We start from the raw sequence: 20,005 nt of genomic DNA on the forward strand, positions 1-20,005 counted from the left end.
CCCCGTCGATGACGCCAGACGGCGGTGCCGCGCCGATACTTGAGCCCATGACATCCAAGCGCCCCAACCGTGCCGCCGCCGCGCTCCGCGTGGCCCTGTCCGCCACGCTGCTGGCCGCCGGCCTGAGCGCTTGCACGACAACCCCGCCGCCGCCCTTGCGCGTCAAGGTGCTGGCGATCAACGACTTCCACGGCAACCTGAAGCCGCCGCTGGGTGGCATCCGGCTGGCTGACCCGGCCGATCCGAAGAAGACCGTGTCGGTGCCAGCCGGTGGGGCCGAGTACCTCGCCAGCGCGGTGGCGGCGGCGCGGGCGAAGAACCCGAACCATGTCTTCGTGGCGGCGGGCGACCTGATCGGTGCGAGCCCGCTGCTGTCGGCGCTGTTCCACGACGAGCCGACGCTGGAGTCGCTGGGCCTGATGGGGCTGGAGGCCAGCGCGGTCGGCAACCACGAGTTCGACCAGGGCCGCGCCGAGCTGCTGCGCCAGCAACGCGGCGGTTGTCATCCGAAAGACGGCTGTCGCGGCCCGAAGCCGTCCTGGGGCGGCGCGCCGTTCCAGTACCTGGCCGCCAGCACGATCGATGACGCGACCGGCCAGCCGCTGCTGCCGCCCTATGTCATCAAGCGTTTCGAGGACGTGCCGGTGGCCTTCATCGGCCTGACGCTGAAGGACACGCCGACCATCGTCACGCCCACCGGCGTCGCCGGCCTGACCTTCCGCGACGAGGTGAGCACGGTCAACGCGCTGGTGCCGGGCCTGCGCGCCCAGGGCGTCGAGGCGATCGTGGTGCTGATCCACGAAGGCGGCTTCCCGAGCGGCGGGCCGAACGAGTGCCCGTCGATCTCCGGGCCGATCGTGAAGATCGTCGAGGGCTTCGATCCCGCCGTCGACGTCGTCATCAGCGGTCACACCCACCGGGCCTACAACTGCCGCATCGCCGGCCGGCTGGTGACCAGCGCCGACAAGTACGGCACGGTGCTCAGCGAGATCGACCTGGTGATCGACCGGCGCAGCCGCGACGTGCTCGAAGCACGCGCCGACAACGTCGTGGTGCGCCATGACCAGTACGCCCGCGAGGCGGCGCAGACCCGTCTGATCGCCAGCTGGGAGCCGCTGGCAGCACCGCTGGCGCGCCGCATCGTCGGCCAGCTGAGCGCGCCGCTGACCCGCGACGAGAGCACCGCCGGCGAGAGCACGCTGGGCCAGGTGGTGGCCGACTCGCAGCTCAGCGCGACCGAGCACCCGTCCAGCGGCGGCGCCCAGATCGCGCTGATGAACCCGGGCGGCCTGCGCGCCGACCTCAAGCCCGGTGACGACGGCCAGGTGCGCTACGAGGACGTGTTCGCGGTCCAGCCCTTCTACAACAACCTCGTCACGCTGAGCCTGAGCGGCGCACAGATCCAGCAGGTGCTGGAACAGCAGTGGCTCAACCAGCCCAAGCCGCGCATCCTGCAGGTCTCGCGCGGGCTGCGCTACCAGTGGCGCGCCAGTGCGCCGGTCGGACAGCGGGTGGTGCCCGGCAGCCTGACGCTCAACGGCGAGCCGATCGAGCCGGGCCGGCGCTACCGCGTCACCGTCAACAGCTTCCTGGCCGCCGGCGGCGACGGCTTCACCGTGCTGGCCCAGGGCCAGGAACGCCGCACCGGCCTGATGGACCTGGATGCGATCGAGGTCTGGTTCCGTGGCAACGACCGCATCCGCCCGGGCGCGCTGGACCGCATCGTGCGTGTCGACTGACGCAGGTCAAGTCCGCTGCAGGGGATTGGCTATCCTCGCCGACCACCCGTCCATCCCGAATCAGGAGAGCCCCGGCATGACCCGCGTCTTCAACTTCAGCTCCGGACCCGCCGTCCTGCCCGAGAGCGTGCTGCGGCAGGCCGCCGAGGAGATGCTTGACTGGCACGGCTCGGGCATGTCGGTGATGGAGATGAGCCACCGCGGGCCGCAGTTCATGGCCATCCTGGACGAGGCCCAGTCGCTGTTCCGCGAGCTGCTGGGCGTGCCCGATGACTACCGCACGCTGTTCCTGCAGGGCGGCGCGATCGGCGAAATGGCGATCGTGCCGATGAACCTGCTGGGCGCGAAGACCAGCATCGACTTCGTCAACACCGGCACCTGGTCGAGCAAGGCCATGAGCGAGGCCGGCCGCTATGCCCGCATCAACGAGGTGGCGAGTTCGGCGGCGACAGCGTTCGACCGCATCCCGGCCTTCGAGACCTGGCGGCTGGACCCGGATGCGGCCTATGTGCACATCTGCTCGAACGAGACCATCGGTGGCGTCGAATACCACTGGACGCCCGACACCGGCGACGTGCCGCTGGTGGCCGATGTCTCCAGCAACATCCTGTCGGCCCCGCTGGACGTGACGAAGTTCGGCCTGCTCTACGGCGGTGCGCAGAAGAACGTCGGCCCGGCCGGCCTGACGCTGGTGGTGGTGCGCGACGACCTGCTCGGCCGGGCCCTGCCGATCACGCCCTGCGCCTTCGACTTCGCCCAGCAGTCCGACAACGGCTCGATGCTCAACACCCCGCCGACCTATGCGATCTACATCGCCGGCCTGGTGTTCCGCTGGCTCAAGGCCCAAGGCGGCCTGGTCGCCATCGAGGCGCTCAACCTCCGCAAGGCCGGCCTGCTCTACGACACCATCGACGCCAGTGGCGGCTTCTACGTCAACCCGGTGGCGGTGGCGGACCGCTCGCTGATGAACGTGCCCTTCCGCCTGCCGGACGCGCGCCTGGACGCGCCCTTCCTGGCCGAGGCCGAGGCGCTCGGCATGGTCCAGCTCAAGGGCCATCGCTCGGTCGGCGGCATGCGCGCGTCGATCTACAACGCGATGCCGGTCGAGGGCGTGCAGCGCCTGGTCGATCACATGCTGGACTTTGCCCGTCGCCATGGTTGACGCGTCCTGAAGACCCCATGCCCTTGCCCACCAGCCAAGCCGTCGACGATCCCGCGCGCCGCCACTGGCTGGGCCGTGGCCTGGGCGCCGCCGCCGGGCTGCTGGCGCTGCCGGGCCTGAGTGGCTGCAGCCGCCCGGAGCCGCTGCTGCGGGTGGCCAGCAACAACTGGCCCGGCTATGCGCTGATGCATGCGGCGCAGGCGCTCGGGCGCTTCGACCCGACGCGCCTGCGGCTGATCGAGATGCCCTCGTCGTCGGACGTGGTGCAGTCGCTCGCCGCCGGGACGGTCGAGGCCGGCGCGCTGACGCTCGATGAGCTGCTGGCCGCCCGCGCCGACGGACTGGACCTGGTCGCCGTGCTGGTGTTCGACGAGTCTCGCGGCGGTGATGCGGTGGTGGCGCGACCGATGGTGCGTGACCTCACCGACCTGGCCGGACGACGCATCGGCGTCGAGCAGAGCGCCGTGGGCGCGCTGGTGCTGCACGCCACCTTGCGCAGCGCCGGGCTGCGGCTGGATCAGGTCCGGCCGGTCGTGATGACCGTGGCCGAGCATGTGCAGGCCTGGCGCGAAGGGCTGGTCGACGCGCTCGTGAGCTTCGAGCCGGTGGTCAGTCAGGTGATGGCACTCGGCGGCAAGCGCCTGTTCGACAGCCGCTCCATGCCCGGCGCGATCGTCGACGTGCTGGCCGTGCCACGACCGGTCCTGGCCCAGCACCCGCGCGGTCTGCGCCAGATCGCGGCGGCGCACTTCGAGATGCTGGCCCTGTGGCAGCAGGACCCGCAAAGGCTGCTGCCGCTGCTGGGCGAACAGCTTGGCCTCGGACCCGAAGCCGTGCGACAGGCCTTCGAAGGCCTGTACCTGCCGGACCTGGCGCTCAACCGCGACTGGCTGACGGGCGAGACACCGAAGTTGACGGCCAGCGCCAGCGCCCTGGTCGAGGTCATGCAGATCGGGCACATGCTGCCGCGCCCGCCTGCGCTGGCGGGCCTGGCCAGCGGCCTGGCACTGGAACCCAGATGAGCGCCACCTTGCGCCACGTCTTCCGGCTGCCCTTGCGCATCACCCTGCCGCTGGTGGTCGCACTCGTGTTGCTGGTCACCACAACGGCCAGCCTCGTCAGTGCCTGGCAACGGTCGATCGAACGACTGAGCGCGACGTCGGAGATGCTGCTGCACACCGAGATGCACCGGCTGATCCGCCTCGACAGCGATGCCGAGGACCTGCACGACCGCCGCCCCACGGACCACGTCTGGCGCGAGATCAGCCACCTGGCGACCCGGCCACTGGTGCGCGAGGTGGCGTTGATCGACCCCGACGGCAAGGTCCGTCAGGCCCACCGGCGCAACTGGACCGGCCAGCCGGCCGCAGCGGTGATCGACGGCTGGCAGCCCGAATGGCTCGCCCGCGGCCTGGCCACGCGCCAACCCATCGTGCTGACCAGCCGCGACGGCGAACGCATGACGGGTCTGCAGAGCTACCAGCGCCGTGCCCTGGACCCGAACCAGCCTCGGCAACTGGCGACGTCGCTGGTCTACGTGCGCACCGATCTGCGGTCGGCCCGACAGGAACTGGCGGTCAGCGAATTCCGCGAGCGCCTGCCCGAACTCGTCGCCCAGGTGGTGTTGATCCTGCTGGTGGGCGGGCTGGTCCACGCCGGTCTGGCGCGGCCGCTGAACCGGCTGGAGCAGACCAGCGCCCGCTGGGCCCGAGGCGATCTGAGCCTGCACGCCTCGGAACAAGGTCCGGCCGAGATCGCCCGGCTGGCCGCGTCGTTCAACCAGATGGTCGACACCCTGCGCCGGCATCGCGACGACCTCATCGCCAGCGAGGACCGGCTCTCCACCGTGCTCTATTCGACCGGCGACGCGCTGCTGGCCACCGATGCGCAACACCGCATCACGCTGCTGAACCCGACGGCCGAGGCGTTGACCGGCTGGCGCGAGTTCGAGGCCTGTGGCCGGCCGGTCGCCGAGGTCTTCCGGATTGAACATGCGCAGACCGGCGAACCGGCGGAGATTCCCGTCCAGCGTGTGCTCGACAGCGGCCTGGTGGTCGGTCTGGCCAACCACACCGTGCTGGTCTCGCGTCAGGGCCGTCGCACCCACATCGCCGACAGCGCCGCGCCGCTGCGCAACGCCAGCGGCGACCTGCGCGGCGTGGTGATCGTGTTCCGCGACGTGACCGAGTCCTACCGGCTCGAACAGGCCCTGGCCGAGAGCGAACTGCATTACCGGGCGCTGGCCAATGCCGGCCATGCCCTGATCCTCACCACCGACCTCGACGGCCGCAGCCTCTGGAGCAACGAGCCCTGGCTGACCTGGACCGGCCAGACCGAGGCCAGCCGCGGCGAGGTCGACTGGCTGTCGCTGGTCCACCCGGAAGACCTGGACGCAGCCTGGATGGACTGGCGCCGCGCCATTGCCCAGCACGCCCCTTTCGAGCAGAGCCTGCGCCTGCGCCGGGCCGATGGCAGCCATGCCTGGGTGCGGGTCAAGGCGGTCCCCCGGCTCGGGGCTGACGGGCGATTCCAGGGCCATGTGCTGCAGGCCATCGACACCAGCCACGAGCGCGAGGCCGACCAGCGCCTGGCGTCCCAGGTCGACGAATTGCGGCGCTGGCAGACCGGGGTGATCGGGCGCGAGGAACGCATCGCGGCCTTGAAGGCCGAGGTCAACGACTTGCTCCAGCAACTGGGACGCCCCGACCGCTACGAGACCGGCGCGAGGGTGACGGTGTCCAACCCGAACGAATCCGACAGGAACCCGTGAGCGATCCGGCCCGTGCAGCGGCAGGCGCCGCCCTCGTCTTCGCGACCAGCCTCGGCATCGCCGCACTGGGCGTCACCGACCCGAACGACATCGCGCTGTCGGCATGGCTGCAGGCTGTGGCGGCGGGGCTGCTGGCAGGCGTGCTGATCCTGCTGGCCCTGCACGGGCGACAGCAGGCCCGCGACGATCAGGCGCGGCAGCGCGAACTGATCGAGATGGCCGACGTCGGCATGAGCCTGACCGAGTCCGATGGCCGACTCGCTCAGGTCAACCGGCGCTACGCAGAAATCGTCGGGCGCAGCGTCGAGCAGCTGCTGACGCTGCGCTTCCAGGACCTGACCCACCCTGACGACCTGGACAGCGACCTGACCCAGATGGCCGAACTGCTGGCCCGCCAGATTCCCTACTACCGGATGCAGAAGCGCTACCTGCGACTGGACGGCAGCTCGGTGTGGGTCCTGCTCACGGTCACGCTGGCCCAGTCGAGCGGGCGCGCGTCCGGCCTCGCCCGTCGCGTGATGCGCGACGAACCACCGCGTTTCATCTCGACGATCCAGGACATCAGCGAGCTGCGTCAGACCCAGGACGCGCTGCAGCACCAGCGCACCCAGCTCGAACAGGTCATCCGCGGCATTCCCGACTGCCTGACGATGCGCGACATCGACGGCCGCTACCAGCTCGTCAACCCCGCCGCCGAGCGGCTGATCGGGCGGCCGGCGGCCGAGATCCTCGGCAAGCGCGCCGAGGAGGTCTATCGGCACGGCGTCATGGCCGAGACACCCGAGATCGACCGGCGCGTGATCGACCGTGGCGAGCCGGTCCGGCACGAGGCCCGCCTGAGCGGCGACAACGGCGCGCTGGCCACGATCGACCTGGTGATCTCGCCGCTGGTCGGACCCGATCAGCGGCCCTACGGTGTCATCTCGGTGGGCCGCGATGTCACCCATGAGCGCCACAACCTGCGCCTGCTCGAACAGGCCAGCCATCGCAACCGCGAACTGCTGACGGAGGCCGAACGGTCGCGCCTGGCCCTGTTGTCGTTGCTCGAAGACCAGCGCGATGCACAGGCGGCCCTGAGCGCCAGCGAAGCCCGGCTGCGCGCCGTCGTCGCGGCATTGCCCGACCTGATCTTCCTGTTCGATGCCCAGACCCGCCTGATCGACATCTGGAGCAGCAGCGACGACAACCTGCTCGGACCGCGCGAAGCCTTCATCGGCCAGCGGCTGAGCGAGTTCCTGCCGCACGCGTTGGCCGCGCTGGCCACAGAGGAGATCCGCGCGGCGCTGGAACACGGCAAGGGCCAGCCCTTCGAGTACAGCCTGACGCTGCCCGCCGGTGAACGCTGGTACGAGATGCGCACGGCCCGGGTCGGCCACGACGTGGCCCTGGGTGTCGCACGCGACATCACCCGTGAACGCGAGGCTCGGCAGGCCCAGCGACGCACCGAGGACAACCTGCTGCTGGCCGTCGAAGGGACCGGCGATGGCCTGTGGGACTGGGACCTCATCAGCGACAACGTCGGCTATTCGGTGGCCTTCGAGCGGCTGCTGCGCTACGAAGGTCAGACGCCGTTCTCGGCCCGCTTCCTGTTCCGCGACCGGCTGCACCCGGACGACCGCGAGCGCTGCGTGAACGCCGTGCGCGACGCGATCAAACAAGGCATCCGCTTCGACGCCACCTACCGGCTCATGTGCTTCGACGGCGAATACCGCTGGTTCCAGGGCCGCGGCATGTGCCACCGAGCCCCGGACGGCCAGCCGCTGCGCTTCTCCGGCGTCCTGTCGGACCTGTCTGACCGTTTGCGCGACGAGGAGCGGCTGCGCCTGGCCGCGCAAGTCCTCGACAGCACGCAAGAGGGCGTCATGATCACCAACGCCCAGCGCCGCATCGTCTCGGTCAACCGTGCCTTCACCACGCTGCTGGGCTACACCGAGGCCGAGGTGCTGGGCCGCACGCCGCGCATGCTCAGCTCCGGTCGCCACGAGGCCGCCTTCTACGACGCGATCTGGGCCGAGCTGGACCAGACCGGCCAGTGGAAGGGCGAGATCTGGAACCGTCGCAAGGACGGCGAACTGATGCCCGAGCTGCTGTCGATCAGCGCGGTGCACGACATCACCGGCGCGATCTCGCACTATGTGGGCGTGTTCGCCGACATCTCGCGCATGAAGGACTCCGAGGCCCGGCTCGAATTCCTGGCCCACCACGACCCGTTGACCCGCCTGCCCAACCGCCTGCTGTTCAACCAGCAGATGGAACAGGCGCTGCATCAGGCCCAGCGCGAGCACCGTCGCCTGGCCGTGTTGCTGCTGGACCTGGACCGCTTCAAGGACATCAACGACAGCTACGGCCACCTCGCCGGTGACGAGCTGCTGCAGCACGTCGCACAGCGCCTGACCGGTCGGCTGCGCCAGTCCGACACCCTGGCCCGGCTGGGTGGCGACGAGTTCGCCCTGCTGATGCACGACCTGCGTTACGACGACGACGCCGCCCGGCTGGCAAGCGAGCTGCTGGGCGCGCTGTCGCAGCCCTGGCGCAGCAGCGACGGCGTGGAGGTCAACGTCGGCGTCAGCATCGGCATCTGCATCTACCCGGACCACGGCCAGACCTCGCAGGCGCTGCTGCAGGGTGCGGATGCGGCGCTCTACCGCGCCAAGGGCGACGGTCGCGGTGTCTACCGCTACTACGCCGATGAGATGACCCAGTCCGCCCGCGAGCGCCTGCACCTGGAGACCCGGCTGCGCCGCGCGCTGGTCGACGACCAGCTGGTGCTGCACTACCAGCCTCAGGTCGAGCTGCAGACCGGGCGCATCGTCGGCGCCGAGGCGCTGGTGCGCTGGATGGACCCGGAACACGGCCTGATCCCGCCCGGTCGCTTCATCCCGGTGGCCGAGACCACCGGCCTGATCGGCGACATCGGCGCCTGGGTGCTGGCCGAGGCCTGCCGGCAGGGCAAGGCCTGGCTGGACGAGGGCCTGCCGCCGCTGACGCTGGCGGTCAACGTCTCACCGCGCCAGTTCCGCCATGCCGACCTGGCCGCCCAGGTCATGCAGACCCTGATCGAGACCGGTCTGCCGGCCGAGCAGCTGGAGCTGGAGCTGACCGAAGGCGCGCTGATGGAGCGCGAGCAGGAGGCGCTCGACGTCCTGCAGCGCCTGCGTGCGATCGGCGTGGGCGTCGCCATCGACGACTTCGGCACCGGCTATTCCTCGCTGGCCTACCTCAAGCGCTTCCCGCTGGACGTGCTCAAGATCGACCGCAGCTTCATCGCCGACATCCCCAACGACCCGGACGACATGGAGATCGCCGCAGCCGTCATCGCCATGGGTCACAGCCTGGGCATCCGCGTGCTGGCCGAAGGCGTCGAGACGGTCGACCAGCTGGCCTTCCTGCGCTTCAAGCACTGCGACCGCTACCAGGGTTTCCTGTGCAGCCGCCCGGTCCCGCCCGATGAGTTCGCGGCCCTGCTGCGCGCGCAGATCACCCGGGCCGACAACGAGGACCCTCAGCCCTTCGACGCGTAGCGTTGCAAGGCCAACACGCGGCGGCCGATGGGGCCGAAGCGGCGGGTCTGATCGGCCAGGAAGGCCAGGTCCTCGGCGCTCCACGCACGCACCCAGAAGGTCGCGGCGATGTAGAGGGCGATGAAGGCGGCACCGGCGATGAAGGGCGCGAGCAGGCCGCCGATCCAGATCGTCGGCACCGCAAGCAGGCCAGCCGACAGCAGCGCGGCGACGCTCAGGCGCAGCATCGGACCGGTCGGGATCGTCATGCCACCGACCTTCGCGGCCACCACCAGCCAGGCGATGTGGATCACCACCGCGCTGGCACCGTAGGCCAGCAGCGCACCGTTCAGGCCATGGCGGGGCACCAGCCACCAGGCGGCGGCGCCGAACAGCAGCACCGAGCCGCCGGTCACCGCCGTGCGCACACGCTGGCGGTCGGTGGTCGACAGCAGCGTGGCCAGCACACCGGCGGGCAGCGTCAGGCCGCCCAGCACGACCAGGACCTGGAAGGACAGCACCGCCTCGGCATAGCGCGCGCCATAGAGCGTCAGCACCAGCGGCTCGGCCCAGAACAGGCCGACACCGGCCAGCAGCAGGCCGAAGGCATGGAAGACCCGCACCGCGTTGGCACCGATGCGCTGCGTGCGCTCCTGGCCGCCCTCGCCGTAGCCGTGCGACATCAGCGGCATCAGCACCGAGTTCAGGCCGGACGACAGCAGCTCGATGCCGCCGCGCGTCAGCGACATCGCCACGCTGAAGTAGCCCACCGCGTCGGCGCCGACATGCTGGTTCAGGAAGGGCACCATCATCGACGGGCCGTAGAGCACGGCCATCAGCGTCAGCAGCGCCGTCCAGAGGTAGTGGTTGTTGACCCGCGCGGCCAGGCCGGGGTCGAGCGGCTGGGGCGCGAGCGGCCGCCTGACGCGGTCCTTCATGCGCGAGAGCATCAGCGGGTGGACCAGGTTGCTCAGCACGAACAGCGCGAGGAAGGCGTCCAGGTCGGCATCGACCAGCATCAGCGCGACGATGCAGGCGGCGTTGACCAGGCTCAGCACCGACATGGTCTTGGCCTCGATGCCGAAGCGGCCGTGGCCCTTGGCCATCGAGATGCCGAACAGGTACCAGGCCTTGGGCACCGAGGCGCAGGCGACGATCAGCCAGACGCTGCCCAGGTGGCCTTCCCAGCCGGCCGGCTGCAACAGCGGCAGGGCCAGCGCCAGCAGCGCGGCCACCACGACGATCGAGCCCCACTGACGTCGCCAGAACCAGCGGTGCAGGCTGGCCACGCCCACCGGATCGCCGCGCCCGAGGGACTCGGAGACGTAGCGGATCGAGGTCGTCGTCAGGCCGTTGTTCATGAACATGACCACCAGCCCGCCCAGCCACACCAGGTAGGCATAGCGGCCATAGTCGGCCGGGCCGAGCGCACGGGCGATCAGCAAGCTGCCGATCAGGCCGGCGGCATAGGCGACATAGGTCGAGCCGGTCACCATCAGCGCGGCACGCAGCGCGGCGGCGGCGCCAAAGCCCTTGTGGGCAGGGGCGGGTGCGGGTGCGGGTGCGGGTGCGGGTGCGGGTGCGGGTGCGGAAGTCGGGGTGGCGCTCATCGGACGGTGTTCCAGGGGCGGGCCGGCAGGGGCCGCCGGATCAGGTCGAGCCATGTCGCACGTAGGACGCAGCCCGCATCAGCTGCAGGAAGACCTTGGCGTAGGTGGTCTTGGACAGCGCCACGCGGGGGTACTCGTAGCGGTCGGTCTGGCGGTCGCCCACGCCATAGGCGGTCGACACCGCCGAGCTGTAGCCGGCCTCGCGCACGATGGCCGCATGGCGGGCGTTGTAGTCGGCGCCCGGCTTGCCGTTGGGGTAGGCAAACGTCATCGGCGTGATGCCGGTCAGGTCGCGCAGGGCATCGCGGTTGGACACGATCTCGCGCCGCGCGGTGTCGTCGTCGACCGTCGACAGGATCGGGTGATTGACGGTGTGGCCGCCGATCGACATGCCGCGCCGGGCCATGGTGACGACCTGCTCGGGGGTCATCATCACGTCCTCGGGCAGGGGGCAGGCGGCCAACGCGGCCAGTGCCTCGGTGGCGGCCTGGCGCTGGTGCGGCTCGTTGTGCTTGATGTCGCGCGTGATCACCGAGATGGCCCGCACCCGCGAGGCGGCGTCACCCAGCATCAGCGGCTCGATGCCCCAGTCGGCCAGATCCAGCGGGCCGTCAGGCAGGCGGCGGACCGCCTCCAGCACGGTGTCGTTGAACATCCGGCCGGTGCCCAGAAAGCCCGAGGCGACGAAGAAGGTCGCCGTCAGCTTGTGGCGCTCCAGCAGCGGCAGCGCGACGTCGTGGTTGTCGCGGTAGCCGTCGTCGAAGGTGATGCACAGCGTGCGCGGCTTGAGCCGGCCGGTGTGCAGCTCATCGATCGCGGCCTCCATCGGCACCACCCGGAACAGCTCGGACAGCAGCTTGAACTGCAGATCAGCCAGTGCGGCGTCGGGCACGCTGGGCTGGAGCGGATCGGGTTGGGCCAGGATGCGGTGGTACATCAGCACCGGCAGACGCACGGGGCCTCGCGCCGCATAGGCAAGGCTGGCCGTGGTGCGCAGGAGGCCGTTGGTGAGGATGCTCATGTGGTTCTGCACTTTCCCTGAGACGGCTGAGCGGCGCCTGATCCGCGTGCCGTGTGAACCCAGTATGCGGAGGGTTCAGTCTTCTTCCTTGGCGGGCGCTGAAGCCACCTCGCCCGGGCTCTCTTGGCCCTTCTGTCTGTGCTGTCTGACCTGCCGGACCCAGATCCGCAACTGCTGTTCGAGGCGGAAGCGCCACGCCGGCTTGCGCCAGACCGACCAGGTCATGCCTTCATGGTCGGTCGCCACGGTGGCCTTGTACTGCGACTCGCCGGCCAGCAGGTCGTAATAGCCATGGCCCAGACCGGCGTTGTGCTGGATCGCCAGCGCATGCGTGACCAGGCCCGGGCGGCCGTGTTTCTCCAGCAGGCCGTAGTCGAAGCCAGACTGGTAGACGTAGAGCCGCCCGCCGCGCACGAAGCTGTAGAGGTAGCCCATCGGCCGGTCGCCGGTGCGCACGCGCAGCAGCTGCACGCCGCCGTCGGGCCAGGCCAGGTCGATCAGGCGGTGGTGGAAGTCGAGCACGCCGGAGCCGGCGAAGGCGCCCGTCAGGCCGCGCTTGTGCCAGATCGCCTCGTGCAGGCGGATCAGCTCGTCGAGGAACTGGCCGGCCTGCACACGGCTGTCGGCGACCTCCACGGCGAGCGGGCCGATGACGGTCTGGTACTCCTTCATGCTGCGGCGCACGAAGCGGCGCGCATGGCTGCTCAGCAGCGGCGTGAAGTCCAGCTTGGCGTCACGCACAGGGCCCAGCGCGACGCCGGCCGAAGGCTTGGTCTCGTCCTCGGCTGTCATGCCGGCGGGCAGCAGCCGGGCCCAACCCTCGCCGACCAGGCCGGGCAGGTGCAGCTCGGCGGCCGAGCCGGCCACCTGCTGCCAGTGCGCCAGCATGGCCGCGCGCAGCGCGTCGGCGTGTTCGGGCAGGACCAGGAAGTCGTTGTGTTCGATGCAGATCTTGTCCAGCACCGGATCACCGCTGGCGTGCAGGTGCCAGGCCTCGCAGAAGGAGACGGGGCCAAGCTTGCGCCGGGTGCGCACCAGCAGCGCGAGGCCGACCACCCGGCCTTGCAGGCGGGCCTGCAGCACCCGGACATCGGCCGATGGCGGCAGCATGCCCAGCCAGGCGCCGATCCAGGGCCAGTCGAGGAAGGCACTGGCAGCAGCGCCGACACGGCCGGCGAGTTCGCGCCACTGGCCTTCCAGGCCGTGGACCTCGCGCAGCGGCCGGCAGCTCAGTTCCAGGCCCGACAGGCTTGCGGCACTGGCCGAAGGGGTCGTGCGCGCGGCGGACGGGACAGGGTCTGCGGACCCTTGCAGTTTCGAGACGGGGGCGAAGCTCATCATGGGTTCGGCCTCAGACGGTCTGCGCGGCGGCCGACGACGGCTTGGCCACCAGCTTGGCCCAGCCCGGGCGGACGAACAGGAAGCGCAGCGGGCCGTTCTGGATCAGGCGATGCAGCAGCAGCGGCACGGCCGCGCCGAAGACCACCGCCAGCGTCGCCACCACGTCCATCGGCAGGCCCGGCAGGTGCTGATGCAGGAGCCGCGTGAACTGGGTCAGCGGGATGTAGAAGCCGAGATAGACCACGATGGACTGGCTGCCCGAGTAGCTCAGCCAGCGCAGCCAGGACACCTCGGCGACCAGGCTGCTCAGCGCGATGATGGCGCTGATGCCCACAAAGCCGGCCAGCAGGTCCAGCCCGCCGATCTGGGTCAGGCCGGCGCTGACGGCCAGCTGGTTGAGCACGGCCCACAGCGCGATCAGGCCCCAGGTCAGCGGCGGGCGCTGGCGGGCCCTTTCGGCCAGCTGGTGGATCAGCGGCGCGCCGAAGTGGCCGCTCAGGAAGAAGACGTAGTAGGCGTTGAAGTTGTCGACCGGGGCGAAGCCGGTCTTGACATGGCTGGCCATGGCGGCGGCAGCGACCGTCCAGAGCAGCCAGTTCGGCACCCACTTGAGCAGCCGGGTGACGATGAAGAACACCGGCAGCGTCTGGATGAACCACAGCATGTGGTCCGGGTAGATCAGCTTCCAGATGTAGGCCTTGATCAGCGCCACCGCACCGCCGCCGGCGATCTCCACATGGCCAAGCACGGCCACGTCATAGGCCAGCAGGATGGCGACCCACAGGAACAGGAAGTAGGCGTAGTGCGCGACCTTGGTGTCGAGGTAGCTGCGCCACGGCCGGTGGATCACGGCCGACAGGAACAGGCCCGAGAGCAGGAAGAAGTCGGGCATCCGGAACGGCCGGGCAAAGGCCGACCAGGGGTCGAGCCAGCCGGCCTGGCCGAACAGGGCTTCAAGGTCGTTGCGGGCGTAGAGCCCGACCACGGCAATGATGCAGATGCCTTTGGCGATGTCGACCCAGCCATGGCGGCTGGGGCGGGCGGCACGGACCGGAGAGGTGCTGTTCATGCGTCGGCGATGAGTCAGGGGCGCGCAAGGGCTGCGCGGCGAGCGATCGAAGAATACGGGTGAAACCCTCGGTTCGTTCAGCTTGCAGCCAGCTGTCTGCGGCAACTATTGCCGCATCGCCGCATTCATGCGCAGGGTCTTGCCAGACATGAAAAAAGCGGGCCGAAGCCCGCTTTTTGTGGTGCCGCCGACCCACCGGTCGACGCGCCTGGGCCGCTCAGGCCGCTTGCTTGCGACGACGGCTCAGGAAGCCGATGGCGCCCAGGCCAGCCAGCATCATGGCGTAGGTCTCGGGTTCGGGGACGGCGGTGGTGATGCTGACCGAGTCGATCAGCGCGCTCTGGCTCGGAGTGGTCGAGAAGCTCACCTTGTAGTAGCGAGTCGGGTCGGTGACCGTGAAGTTCTGCGTGTTCAGCGTCCAGCTGGCGCCTGGCGTGAAGTCCTCGTCAAGGAGGTTGACGAGCGGCAGAGGATTCCCGCCGCCTTGCGCTTGCGAGTAGATCCGAGACGCGCCTTCGCCGATGCTGTAGAAGGACAGCGTGTAGTTGCCTGCGAGCAATTGGAAGGCGGTCGAGTAGATCGACGTGTCAGCACCGAGACTGACGTACTGGTTGCCCGAGTGCGCTTGCGTGTACGTGAGTGAAGACGCCGGGTTCACCAGGAGCGGGGCATTCCGGACGCCCCACGAGTCGGTGAGGTTGTTGAACGCGTCTTGGAACTGGACGACACGCGAGGAGCCGTCGGTGACAACGCCGGCCTCGAACGAGCCATTGACGACCTGGGCCTGGGCACCCAGGGCAGCCACGCCGAGGGCGATGGCGCTGAGGAACTGTGCAATCTTGCGCATGTGAACTCCCTGCATGACTGGCTCGGCCAGTCGGGTTAATCGGGTGCGGGTCCGGGAACCGGGCATGGACTGAAATCTATCGACGTCGGTCCGGTCGCACAGCCCCGTGATCAGGGGTTCTTCAGGTGGAAAGATGAGCACACCCCATGAATGAGGGGGCGGTTCCAGCCCGATCCGGCAGCGTGGAGCGTGGAGCGTGGAGCAGGGAACGCTGCGCTTGACCTGGCACAAAGGGCAGCGGGCGGGGCCGGCGTCTGATGCAGGCATCGACCCAACGACCGCGAAGAGAGCGCCACCATGCACGCCCTGATCGACTTCTTCTCCACCGACTACGGCCTGATGAGCGCCATCGTGATCGCGATCACGCTCGGCATGGGCGCGTTCTTCACGCACTTCTTCCTGAGCCACATGCGCGCCGACGAGGCCGCCGCCAAGGCCGCCGCCGCCAAGAGCGGCCAGGCCTGACCCGGGCCCGGGCCCGTGCCGATTCAGAACGGCGCCGGGCTCTCGAACACCCGCGTCGACCCGTCGACCGGATGGGGCAGTTCCAGCCGGCAGGCATGCAGCAGCAGCCGCGGTGACAAGGCCAGCGCCTGCGGCGGCGCATAGAGCGCATCGCCCAGGATCGGGTGGCCCAGCGCCAGCAGATGGACCCGCAACTGGTGGGTCCGGCCGGTGACCGGCTCCAGCGCGACGCGGCAGGTGCCTGCGGGCAGGTGGGCAGATCGCCCGTCCTCATCGAGCCGGCGCCAGTGTGTGCGCGAGGGCTTGCCCTCGACCGCATCGACCTTCTGCAGCGGCCGGTTCGGCCAGTCGCAGATCAGCGGCAGATCGACCGTACCGGCCGCATCGACCGGGATGCCGGCCACCACCGCCTCGTAGTGCTTGCGCACCCGGCGTTGCTCGAAGGCCAGGCTGAGCGTGCGCAGCGCGGCCGCGCCGCGCGCCATCACCAGCACGCCGGAGGTCGCCATGTCGAGCCGGTGCACGATGCGGGCATCCGGCCAGATCGCCTGGGCGCGCGCGGACAGGCAGTCCTGCAGGCTCTCGCCACGCCCCGGCACCGAGGGCAGGCCGGCGGGCTTGTCGAACACCAGCAGCGCGTCGTCCTGGTGCAGCACGACCAGCGGCGCGTCGGCCAGTTCGGGAGGGATGCGGGTCTGGGGCAGCGGTGACATCGGGGCACACCTTGCCACAGTTGCCAGGCCACAGCCGTCATGGCGCGGGACCACAATCGCGGCCGTCCCCAACCTGAGCCGCCCACGAGCGGCCGCACCCGATGTTTGCTGCGCCCCCCGAACTCGATCGCCTGCTGACCGCCCTGACGCGCCCGGACGCGCTGATCGAGGCCGGCGTGCTGGCGCTGGCCCTGTTGATCGCCGCCGGCATCGTCGCGCTGCTGCGCTCGCGCGTGTTGCGGGCCCGCGCGGCGGCTGGCGAGACCGCACCGCTGGCCTCGATCTGGTTCGGCGAGGCACTGGTCGACGGCGTGTTGTTCCCGACCCTGGCGCTGTCGCTGGCCTACCTGATGCGCCACCTGCTGCGCGACGCCGGCCTGTCGCTGGCCGTCTTCAAGGTCGCCATCCCGGTGCTGCTGAGCCTGGCGCTGATCCGCCTGAGCGTGCGGGTGCTGACGGTCGCCTTCCCCACGTCGCGCCTGATGCGGCTGGTCGAACGCACCATCTCCTGGATCGCCTGGGCCGCCGTCGTCATGTGGGTCACCGGCGTGCTGCCGGCCGTCATGGAGGGGCTCGACGAGATCAGCTGGAAGCTGGGCAACCACAGCATCAGCCTGCGCACGCTGATCGAGGGCACGCTGTCGGCCGGCTTCGTGTTGATGGTCTCGCTGTGGATCTCGGCCGCGCTGGAATCCCGCCTGCTGGCCGGCGTGCAGGGCGCCCAGCTGTCGCTGCGCAAGGCGGCGGCGAACGCGCTGCGGGCGATGCTGATGTTCGTCGGCCTGCTGGTGGCGCTCAGCGCGGTGGGCATCGACCTGACGGCCTTCAGCGTGATCGGAGGCGCGCTGGGCGTGGGCATCGGCTTTGGCCTGCAGAAGCTGGCGGCCAACTACGTCTCGGGCTTCGTGATCCTGGCCGAGCGTTCGGTGCACATCGGCGACCTGGTGCGGGTGGCCGATTTCGAGGGCCGCATCACCGACATCACGACCCGCTACACCGTGATCCGCGCCGTCAACGGCCGCGAGGCCATCGTGCCCAACGAGGTGCTGATCACCACCACGGTGCAGAACCTGACGCTGTCGGACACCCGACTGCTGCTGTCGACCAGCGTGGTCGTGGCCCATGGCACCGACGTCGACGCCTTGATCCCGCAGCTGGTCGAGGGCGTGGCCACGGTGCCACGCGTGCTGACCGACCCCGGCCCGGCGGTGCACCTGCGCAGCTTCGCCAACATTGGCCTGGAGCTGGCCATCCATGTCTGGATCGCCGACCCCGACAACGGCCAGGGCAATGTGCTGTCGGACGTCAACCTGAAGGTGCTCTCGATGCTGCGCGAGCGCGGCATCGAGATCCCGAGAGCCTGATCAGGCCAAGCCCAGGCCACCCGCCGGGCCGCCCCAAGGGTGACCTGCGCCCGCACGGGGGGGCAGCGAACGCCGTGAGCGTGGGGGCTCAGGCTTCAACCACGGGGATCTTGCCGATCCGGGCCTGCCAGATCTTCGGACCCTCGATGTGGGCGCTGGTGCCACCGGCGTCGACCGCCACGGTCACCGGCATGTCGACCACGTCGAACTCGTAGATCGCCTCCATGCCCAGGTCCGCGAAGCCCACGACCTGGGCACCCTTGATCGCCTTGCTGACCAGATAGGCGCTGCCGCCCACGGCCATCAGGTAGGCGCTCTTGTTGTCCTTGATCGCCTGGATCGCGACCGGGCCACGCTCGGCCTTGCCAACCATCGCGATCAGGCCGGTCTGCTCCAGCATCATGCGGGTGTAGCCATCCATGCGGGTGGCGGTCGTGGGGCCGGCCGGGCCGACCACCTCGTCGCGCACCGGATCGACCGGGCCAACGTAGTAGATGACGCGGTTGCGGAAGTCCACCGGCAGGGCCTCGCCCTTGGCCAGCATGTCGGCGATGCGCTTGTGCGCGGCGTCGCGGCCGGTGAGCATCTTGCCGTTGAGCAGCAGCGTGTCGCCGGGCTTCCAGCTGGCGACCTCGGCGGGCGTCAGGGCGTTCAGGTCGACGCGCTTGCTCTGGTTGTAGTCCGGCGCCCAGTGCACGTTGGGCCACAGGTCCAGGCTCGGCGGCTCCAGGTAGGCCGGGCCGGAGCCGTCCAGCACGAAGTGCGCATGGCGGGTCGCCGCGCAGTTCGGGATCATCGCGATCGGCTTGCTCGCCGCATGCGTCGGGTAGGTCTTGATCTTGACGTCCAGCACCGTCGTCAGGCCGCCCAGGCCCTGTGCGCCGATGCCCAGCGCGTTGACCTTCTCGTAGAGCTCGATGCGCAGTTCCTCGAGCTTGTTGCTCGGGCCGCGGTCGAGCAGCTCGTACATGTCGATGTCGTCCATCAGGGCTTCCTTGGCCATCAGGACGGCCTTCTCGGCCGTGCCACCGACGCCGATGCCCAGCATGCCCGGGGGACACCAGCCGGCGCCCATCGTCGGCACCGTCTTGAGCACCCAGTCGACGATGTTGTCGCCTGGGTTGAGCATGTTCATCTTCGACTTGTTCTCGCTGCCACCGCCCTTGGCGGCCACCGTCACCTCAACGGTGTTGCCCGGCACCACGTTCATGTGGATGACGGCCGGGGTGTTGTCCTTGGTGTTCTTGCGGGCAAAGATCGGGTCGTCCAGCACCGAGGCGCGCAGCACGTTGTCGGGGTTCAGGTAGCCCTGGCGCACGCCCGCGTTGACGGCGTCCTCGATCGAGCCGGTGAAGCCCTCCCAGCGCACGTCCATGCCGATCTTCAGGAAGACGTTGACGATGCCGGTGTCCTGGCAGATCGGCCGGCGGCCTTCGGCGCACATCCGGCTGTTGGTCAGGATCTGGGCGATCGCGTCCTTGGCGGCGGGCGATTCCTCGCGCTCGTAGGCGCGGGCCAGATGGGCGATGTAGTCGGCCGGGTGGTAGTAACTGATGTACTGCAGCGCGGCGGCGACGCTCTCGACGAGGTCGGCTTGACGGATGGTGGTCATGGCGTTCACGGGGGAGTGAGCAGGCAAGACAGCCAGTTTAGCCAGCCCACCCCCGCCGCAGCCTGACAGGTGTCAGCCCCGCCGCGCGGGGTGCGCGGCCGGGGATGTCGTCGCGCCCGGTCAGTGGTGAGCGCCGTCCTTGACCGGTGCCGACATCAGCTTGTCGGTGTAGGCGATCGCCAGCGCCGACAGCAGGAAGACCACGTGGATGGTGGTCTGCCACAGCAGCACTTTCTCGGTGTAGTTGTCGGCGTTGATGAAGGTCTTGAGCAGGTGGATCGAGCTGATGCCGATGATGGCCGTGGCCAGCTTGACCTTCAGCACCGAGGCGTTGACGTGGCTGAGCCACTCGGGCTGGTCGGGGTGGCTTTCCAGCCGCAGCCGCGAGACGAAGGTCTCGTAGCCGCCGACGATGACCATGATCAGCAGGTTGGAGATCATCACCACGTCGATCAGTGCGAGCACCACCAGCATGATGATGGTCTCGTTGAGCGAGGTGACCGGCAGGTCGCTCTTGTAGCCGATGCTGGTGACCAGCTTGGCCAGCGCGGCCTGGTTGCCGAACGCCGCCTCGATCAGGTGGACCAGCTCGACCCAGAAGTGGAAGACGTAGACGCCCTGGGCCAGGATCAGGCCGAGGTAGAGCGGCAGCTGCAGCCAGCGGCTGGCGAAGATCAGGTTGGGCAGCGGGGCGAGCTTGACTTGTGCAGGGTCCTTCATCGGGGCTCTTCTTGGGCAGGTGACGACGGTTGATGAGCGCCGAACGGTCCGGCGGCAGCGGGAAAACCGGGG

General features: G+C 69.5%; 15 protein-coding genes. 7 read left to right on the forward strand and 8 right to left on the reverse strand.

Going from position 1 to position 20,005, the window contains the following annotated elements; genetic code table 11:
• The first annotated feature begins 47 nt into the window (after window positions 1-47).
• The 5 genes from EV685_RS12765 to EV685_RS12790 all read left to right on the forward strand — a co-directional run bounded on the left by EV685_RS12765 (window position 48) and on the right by EV685_RS12790 (window position 9,192).
• Window positions 48-1,739 carry a bifunctional metallophosphatase/5'-nucleotidase gene (locus tag EV685_RS12765; RefSeq protein ID WP_130482430.1) on the forward strand — a complete coding sequence of 564 codons (1,692 nt, stop codon included), beginning with the start codon at window positions 48-50 and terminating at the stop codon, window positions 1,737-1,739.
• Between the two features lie 76 nt (window positions 1,740-1,815).
• Window positions 1,816-2,901 carry a 3-phosphoserine/phosphohydroxythreonine transaminase gene (gene serC, locus EV685_RS12770; protein WP_130482431.1) on the forward strand — a complete coding sequence of 362 codons (1,086 nt, stop codon included), beginning with the start codon at window positions 1,816-1,818 and terminating at the stop codon, window positions 2,899-2,901.
• A gap of 17 nt (window positions 2,902-2,918) precedes the next feature.
• Window positions 2,919-3,923: an ABC transporter substrate-binding protein gene (locus EV685_RS12780; protein ID WP_165396788.1), complete on the forward strand. Its 1,005-nt coding sequence runs from the start codon at window positions 2,919-2,921 to the stop codon at window positions 3,921-3,923.
• Window positions 3,920-5,671 carry a PAS domain S-box protein gene (locus EV685_RS12785; protein WP_130482433.1) on the forward strand — a complete coding sequence of 584 codons (1,752 nt, stop codon included), beginning with the start codon at window positions 3,920-3,922 and terminating at the stop codon, window positions 5,669-5,671. Before EV685_RS12780 ends, EV685_RS12785 begins: the two co-directional genes overlap by 4 nt.
• Window positions 5,668-9,192: a sensor domain-containing protein gene (locus EV685_RS12790; protein WP_130482434.1), complete on the forward strand. Its 3,525-nt coding sequence runs from the start codon at window positions 5,668-5,670 to the stop codon at window positions 9,190-9,192. The genes EV685_RS12785 and EV685_RS12790 overlap by 4 nt, the downstream gene beginning before the upstream one ends.
• Here the strand turns inward: EV685_RS12790 and EV685_RS12795 are convergent.
• The 5 genes from EV685_RS12795 to EV685_RS12815 all read right to left on the reverse strand — a co-directional run bounded on the left by EV685_RS12795 (window position 9,174) and on the right by EV685_RS12815 (window position 15,059).
• Entirely contained in the window at window positions 9,174-10,781 is a 1,608-nt protein-coding gene (locus EV685_RS12795) for a lipopolysaccharide biosynthesis protein (RefSeq protein WP_165396789.1), read from the reverse strand. The genes EV685_RS12790 and EV685_RS12795 overlap by 19 nt on opposite strands.
• Before the next feature lie 40 nt (window positions 10,782-10,821).
• Window positions 10,822-11,802, reverse strand: coding sequence for a polysaccharide deacetylase family protein (locus EV685_RS12800; protein WP_130482436.1), 981 nt, complete (start codon window positions 11,800-11,802; stop codon window positions 10,822-10,824).
• 75 nt (window positions 11,803-11,877) lie between these two features.
• Window positions 11,878-13,140: a GNAT family N-acetyltransferase gene (locus tag EV685_RS12805; protein WP_165396790.1), complete on the reverse strand. Its 1,263-nt coding sequence runs from the start codon at window positions 13,138-13,140 to the stop codon at window positions 11,878-11,880.
• A 13-nt stretch (window positions 13,141-13,153) separates the two neighbouring features.
• Complete coding sequence (locus EV685_RS12810) at window positions 13,154-14,212, reverse strand: acyltransferase family protein (protein WP_130482438.1); 1,059 nt, start codon at window positions 14,210-14,212, stop codon at window positions 13,154-13,156.
• A gap of 217 nt (window positions 14,213-14,429) precedes the next feature.
• The gene (locus tag EV685_RS12815) at window positions 14,430-15,059 is read right to left on the reverse strand and encodes a PEPxxWA-CTERM sorting domain-containing protein (RefSeq protein ID WP_130482439.1); all 630 of its coding nucleotides are present in this window, start codon (window positions 15,057-15,059) and stop codon (window positions 14,430-14,432) included.
• A 297-nt stretch (window positions 15,060-15,356) separates the two neighbouring features.
• On the opposite strand from EV685_RS12815, the gene EV685_RS12820 reads away from it, so the two are divergent.
• On the forward strand, window positions 15,357-15,524 hold the full coding sequence (locus tag EV685_RS12820; protein ID WP_130482440.1) for a DUF3149 domain-containing protein: 168 nt from the start codon (window positions 15,357-15,359) through the stop codon (window positions 15,522-15,524).
• Window positions 15,525-15,547: 23 nt separating this feature from the next.
• Here the strand turns inward: EV685_RS12820 and EV685_RS12825 are convergent, their stop codons facing one another.
• Window positions 15,548-16,237, reverse strand: a complete 690-nt coding sequence (locus EV685_RS12825) for an RluA family pseudouridine synthase (RefSeq protein WP_130482441.1) — start codon at window positions 16,235-16,237, stop codon at window positions 15,548-15,550.
• Window positions 16,238-16,338: 101 nt separating this feature from the next.
• On the opposite strand from EV685_RS12825, the gene EV685_RS12830 reads away from it, so the two are divergent.
• Window positions 16,339-17,601: a mechanosensitive ion channel family protein gene (locus EV685_RS12830; protein ID WP_130482442.1), complete on the forward strand. Its 1,263-nt coding sequence runs from the start codon at window positions 16,339-16,341 to the stop codon at window positions 17,599-17,601.
• 88 nt (window positions 17,602-17,689) lie between these two features.
• On the opposite strand, the gene EV685_RS12835 is transcribed toward EV685_RS12830, so the two are convergent.
• Both EV685_RS12835 and EV685_RS12840 read right to left on the reverse strand, forming a co-directional pair.
• A complete protein-coding gene (locus EV685_RS12835) occupies window positions 17,690-19,213 on the reverse strand; it encodes a fumarate hydratase (protein ID WP_130482443.1) in 1,524 nt (507 codons plus the stop codon).
• Between the two features lie 120 nt (window positions 19,214-19,333).
• Window positions 19,334-19,933: a TIGR00645 family protein gene (locus EV685_RS12840; RefSeq protein WP_130482444.1), complete on the reverse strand. Its 600-nt coding sequence runs from the start codon at window positions 19,931-19,933 to the stop codon at window positions 19,334-19,336.
• Between the last annotated feature and the right edge of the window lie 72 nt (window positions 19,934-20,005).

The organism is Sphaerotilus mobilis (assembly GCF_004216565.1).
Classification (GTDB): domain Bacteria; phylum Pseudomonadota; class Gammaproteobacteria; order Burkholderiales; family Burkholderiaceae_C; genus Sphaerotilus; species Sphaerotilus mobilis.

Coding starts and splice junctions, on each gene's coding strand:
- EV685_RS12815 (WP_130482439.1), bottom strand. CDS start 15,059: ATGCGCAAGATTGCACAGTTCCTCAGCGCCATCGCCCTCGGCGTGGCT.
- EV685_RS12785 (WP_130482433.1), top strand. CDS start 3,920: ATGAGCGCCACCTTGCGCCACGTCTTCCGGCTGCCCTTGCGCATCACC.
- EV685_RS12835 (WP_130482443.1), bottom strand. CDS start 19,213: ATGACCACCATCCGTCAAGCCGACCTCGTCGAGAGCGTCGCCGCCGCG.
- EV685_RS12795 (WP_165396789.1), bottom strand. CDS start 10,781: ATGAGCGCCACCCCGACTTCCGCACCCGCACCCGCACCCGCACCCGCA.
- serC (WP_130482431.1), top strand. CDS start 1,816: ATGACCCGCGTCTTCAACTTCAGCTCCGGACCCGCCGTCCTGCCCGAG.
- EV685_RS12840 (WP_130482444.1), bottom strand. CDS start 19,933: ATGAAGGACCCTGCACAAGTCAAGCTCGCCCCGCTGCCCAACCTGATC.
- EV685_RS12780 (WP_165396788.1), top strand. CDS start 2,919: ATGCCCTTGCCCACCAGCCAAGCCGTCGACGATCCCGCGCGCCGCCAC.
- EV685_RS12800 (WP_130482436.1), bottom strand. CDS start 11,802: ATGAGCATCCTCACCAACGGCCTCCTGCGCACCACGGCCAGCCTTGCC.
- EV685_RS12805 (WP_165396790.1), bottom strand. CDS start 13,140: ATGAGCTTCGCCCCCGTCTCGAAACTGCAAGGGTCCGCAGACCCTGTC.
- EV685_RS12820 (WP_130482440.1), top strand. CDS start 15,357: ATGCACGCCCTGATCGACTTCTTCTCCACCGACTACGGCCTGATGAGC.
- EV685_RS12830 (WP_130482442.1), top strand. CDS start 16,339: ATGTTTGCTGCGCCCCCCGAACTCGATCGCCTGCTGACCGCCCTGACG.
- EV685_RS12810 (WP_130482438.1), bottom strand. CDS start 14,212: ATGAACAGCACCTCTCCGGTCCGTGCCGCCCGCCCCAGCCGCCATGGC.
- EV685_RS12825 (WP_130482441.1), bottom strand. CDS start 16,237: ATGTCACCGCTGCCCCAGACCCGCATCCCTCCCGAACTGGCCGACGCG.
- EV685_RS12765 (WP_130482430.1), top strand. CDS start 48: ATGACATCCAAGCGCCCCAACCGTGCCGCCGCCGCGCTCCGCGTGGCC.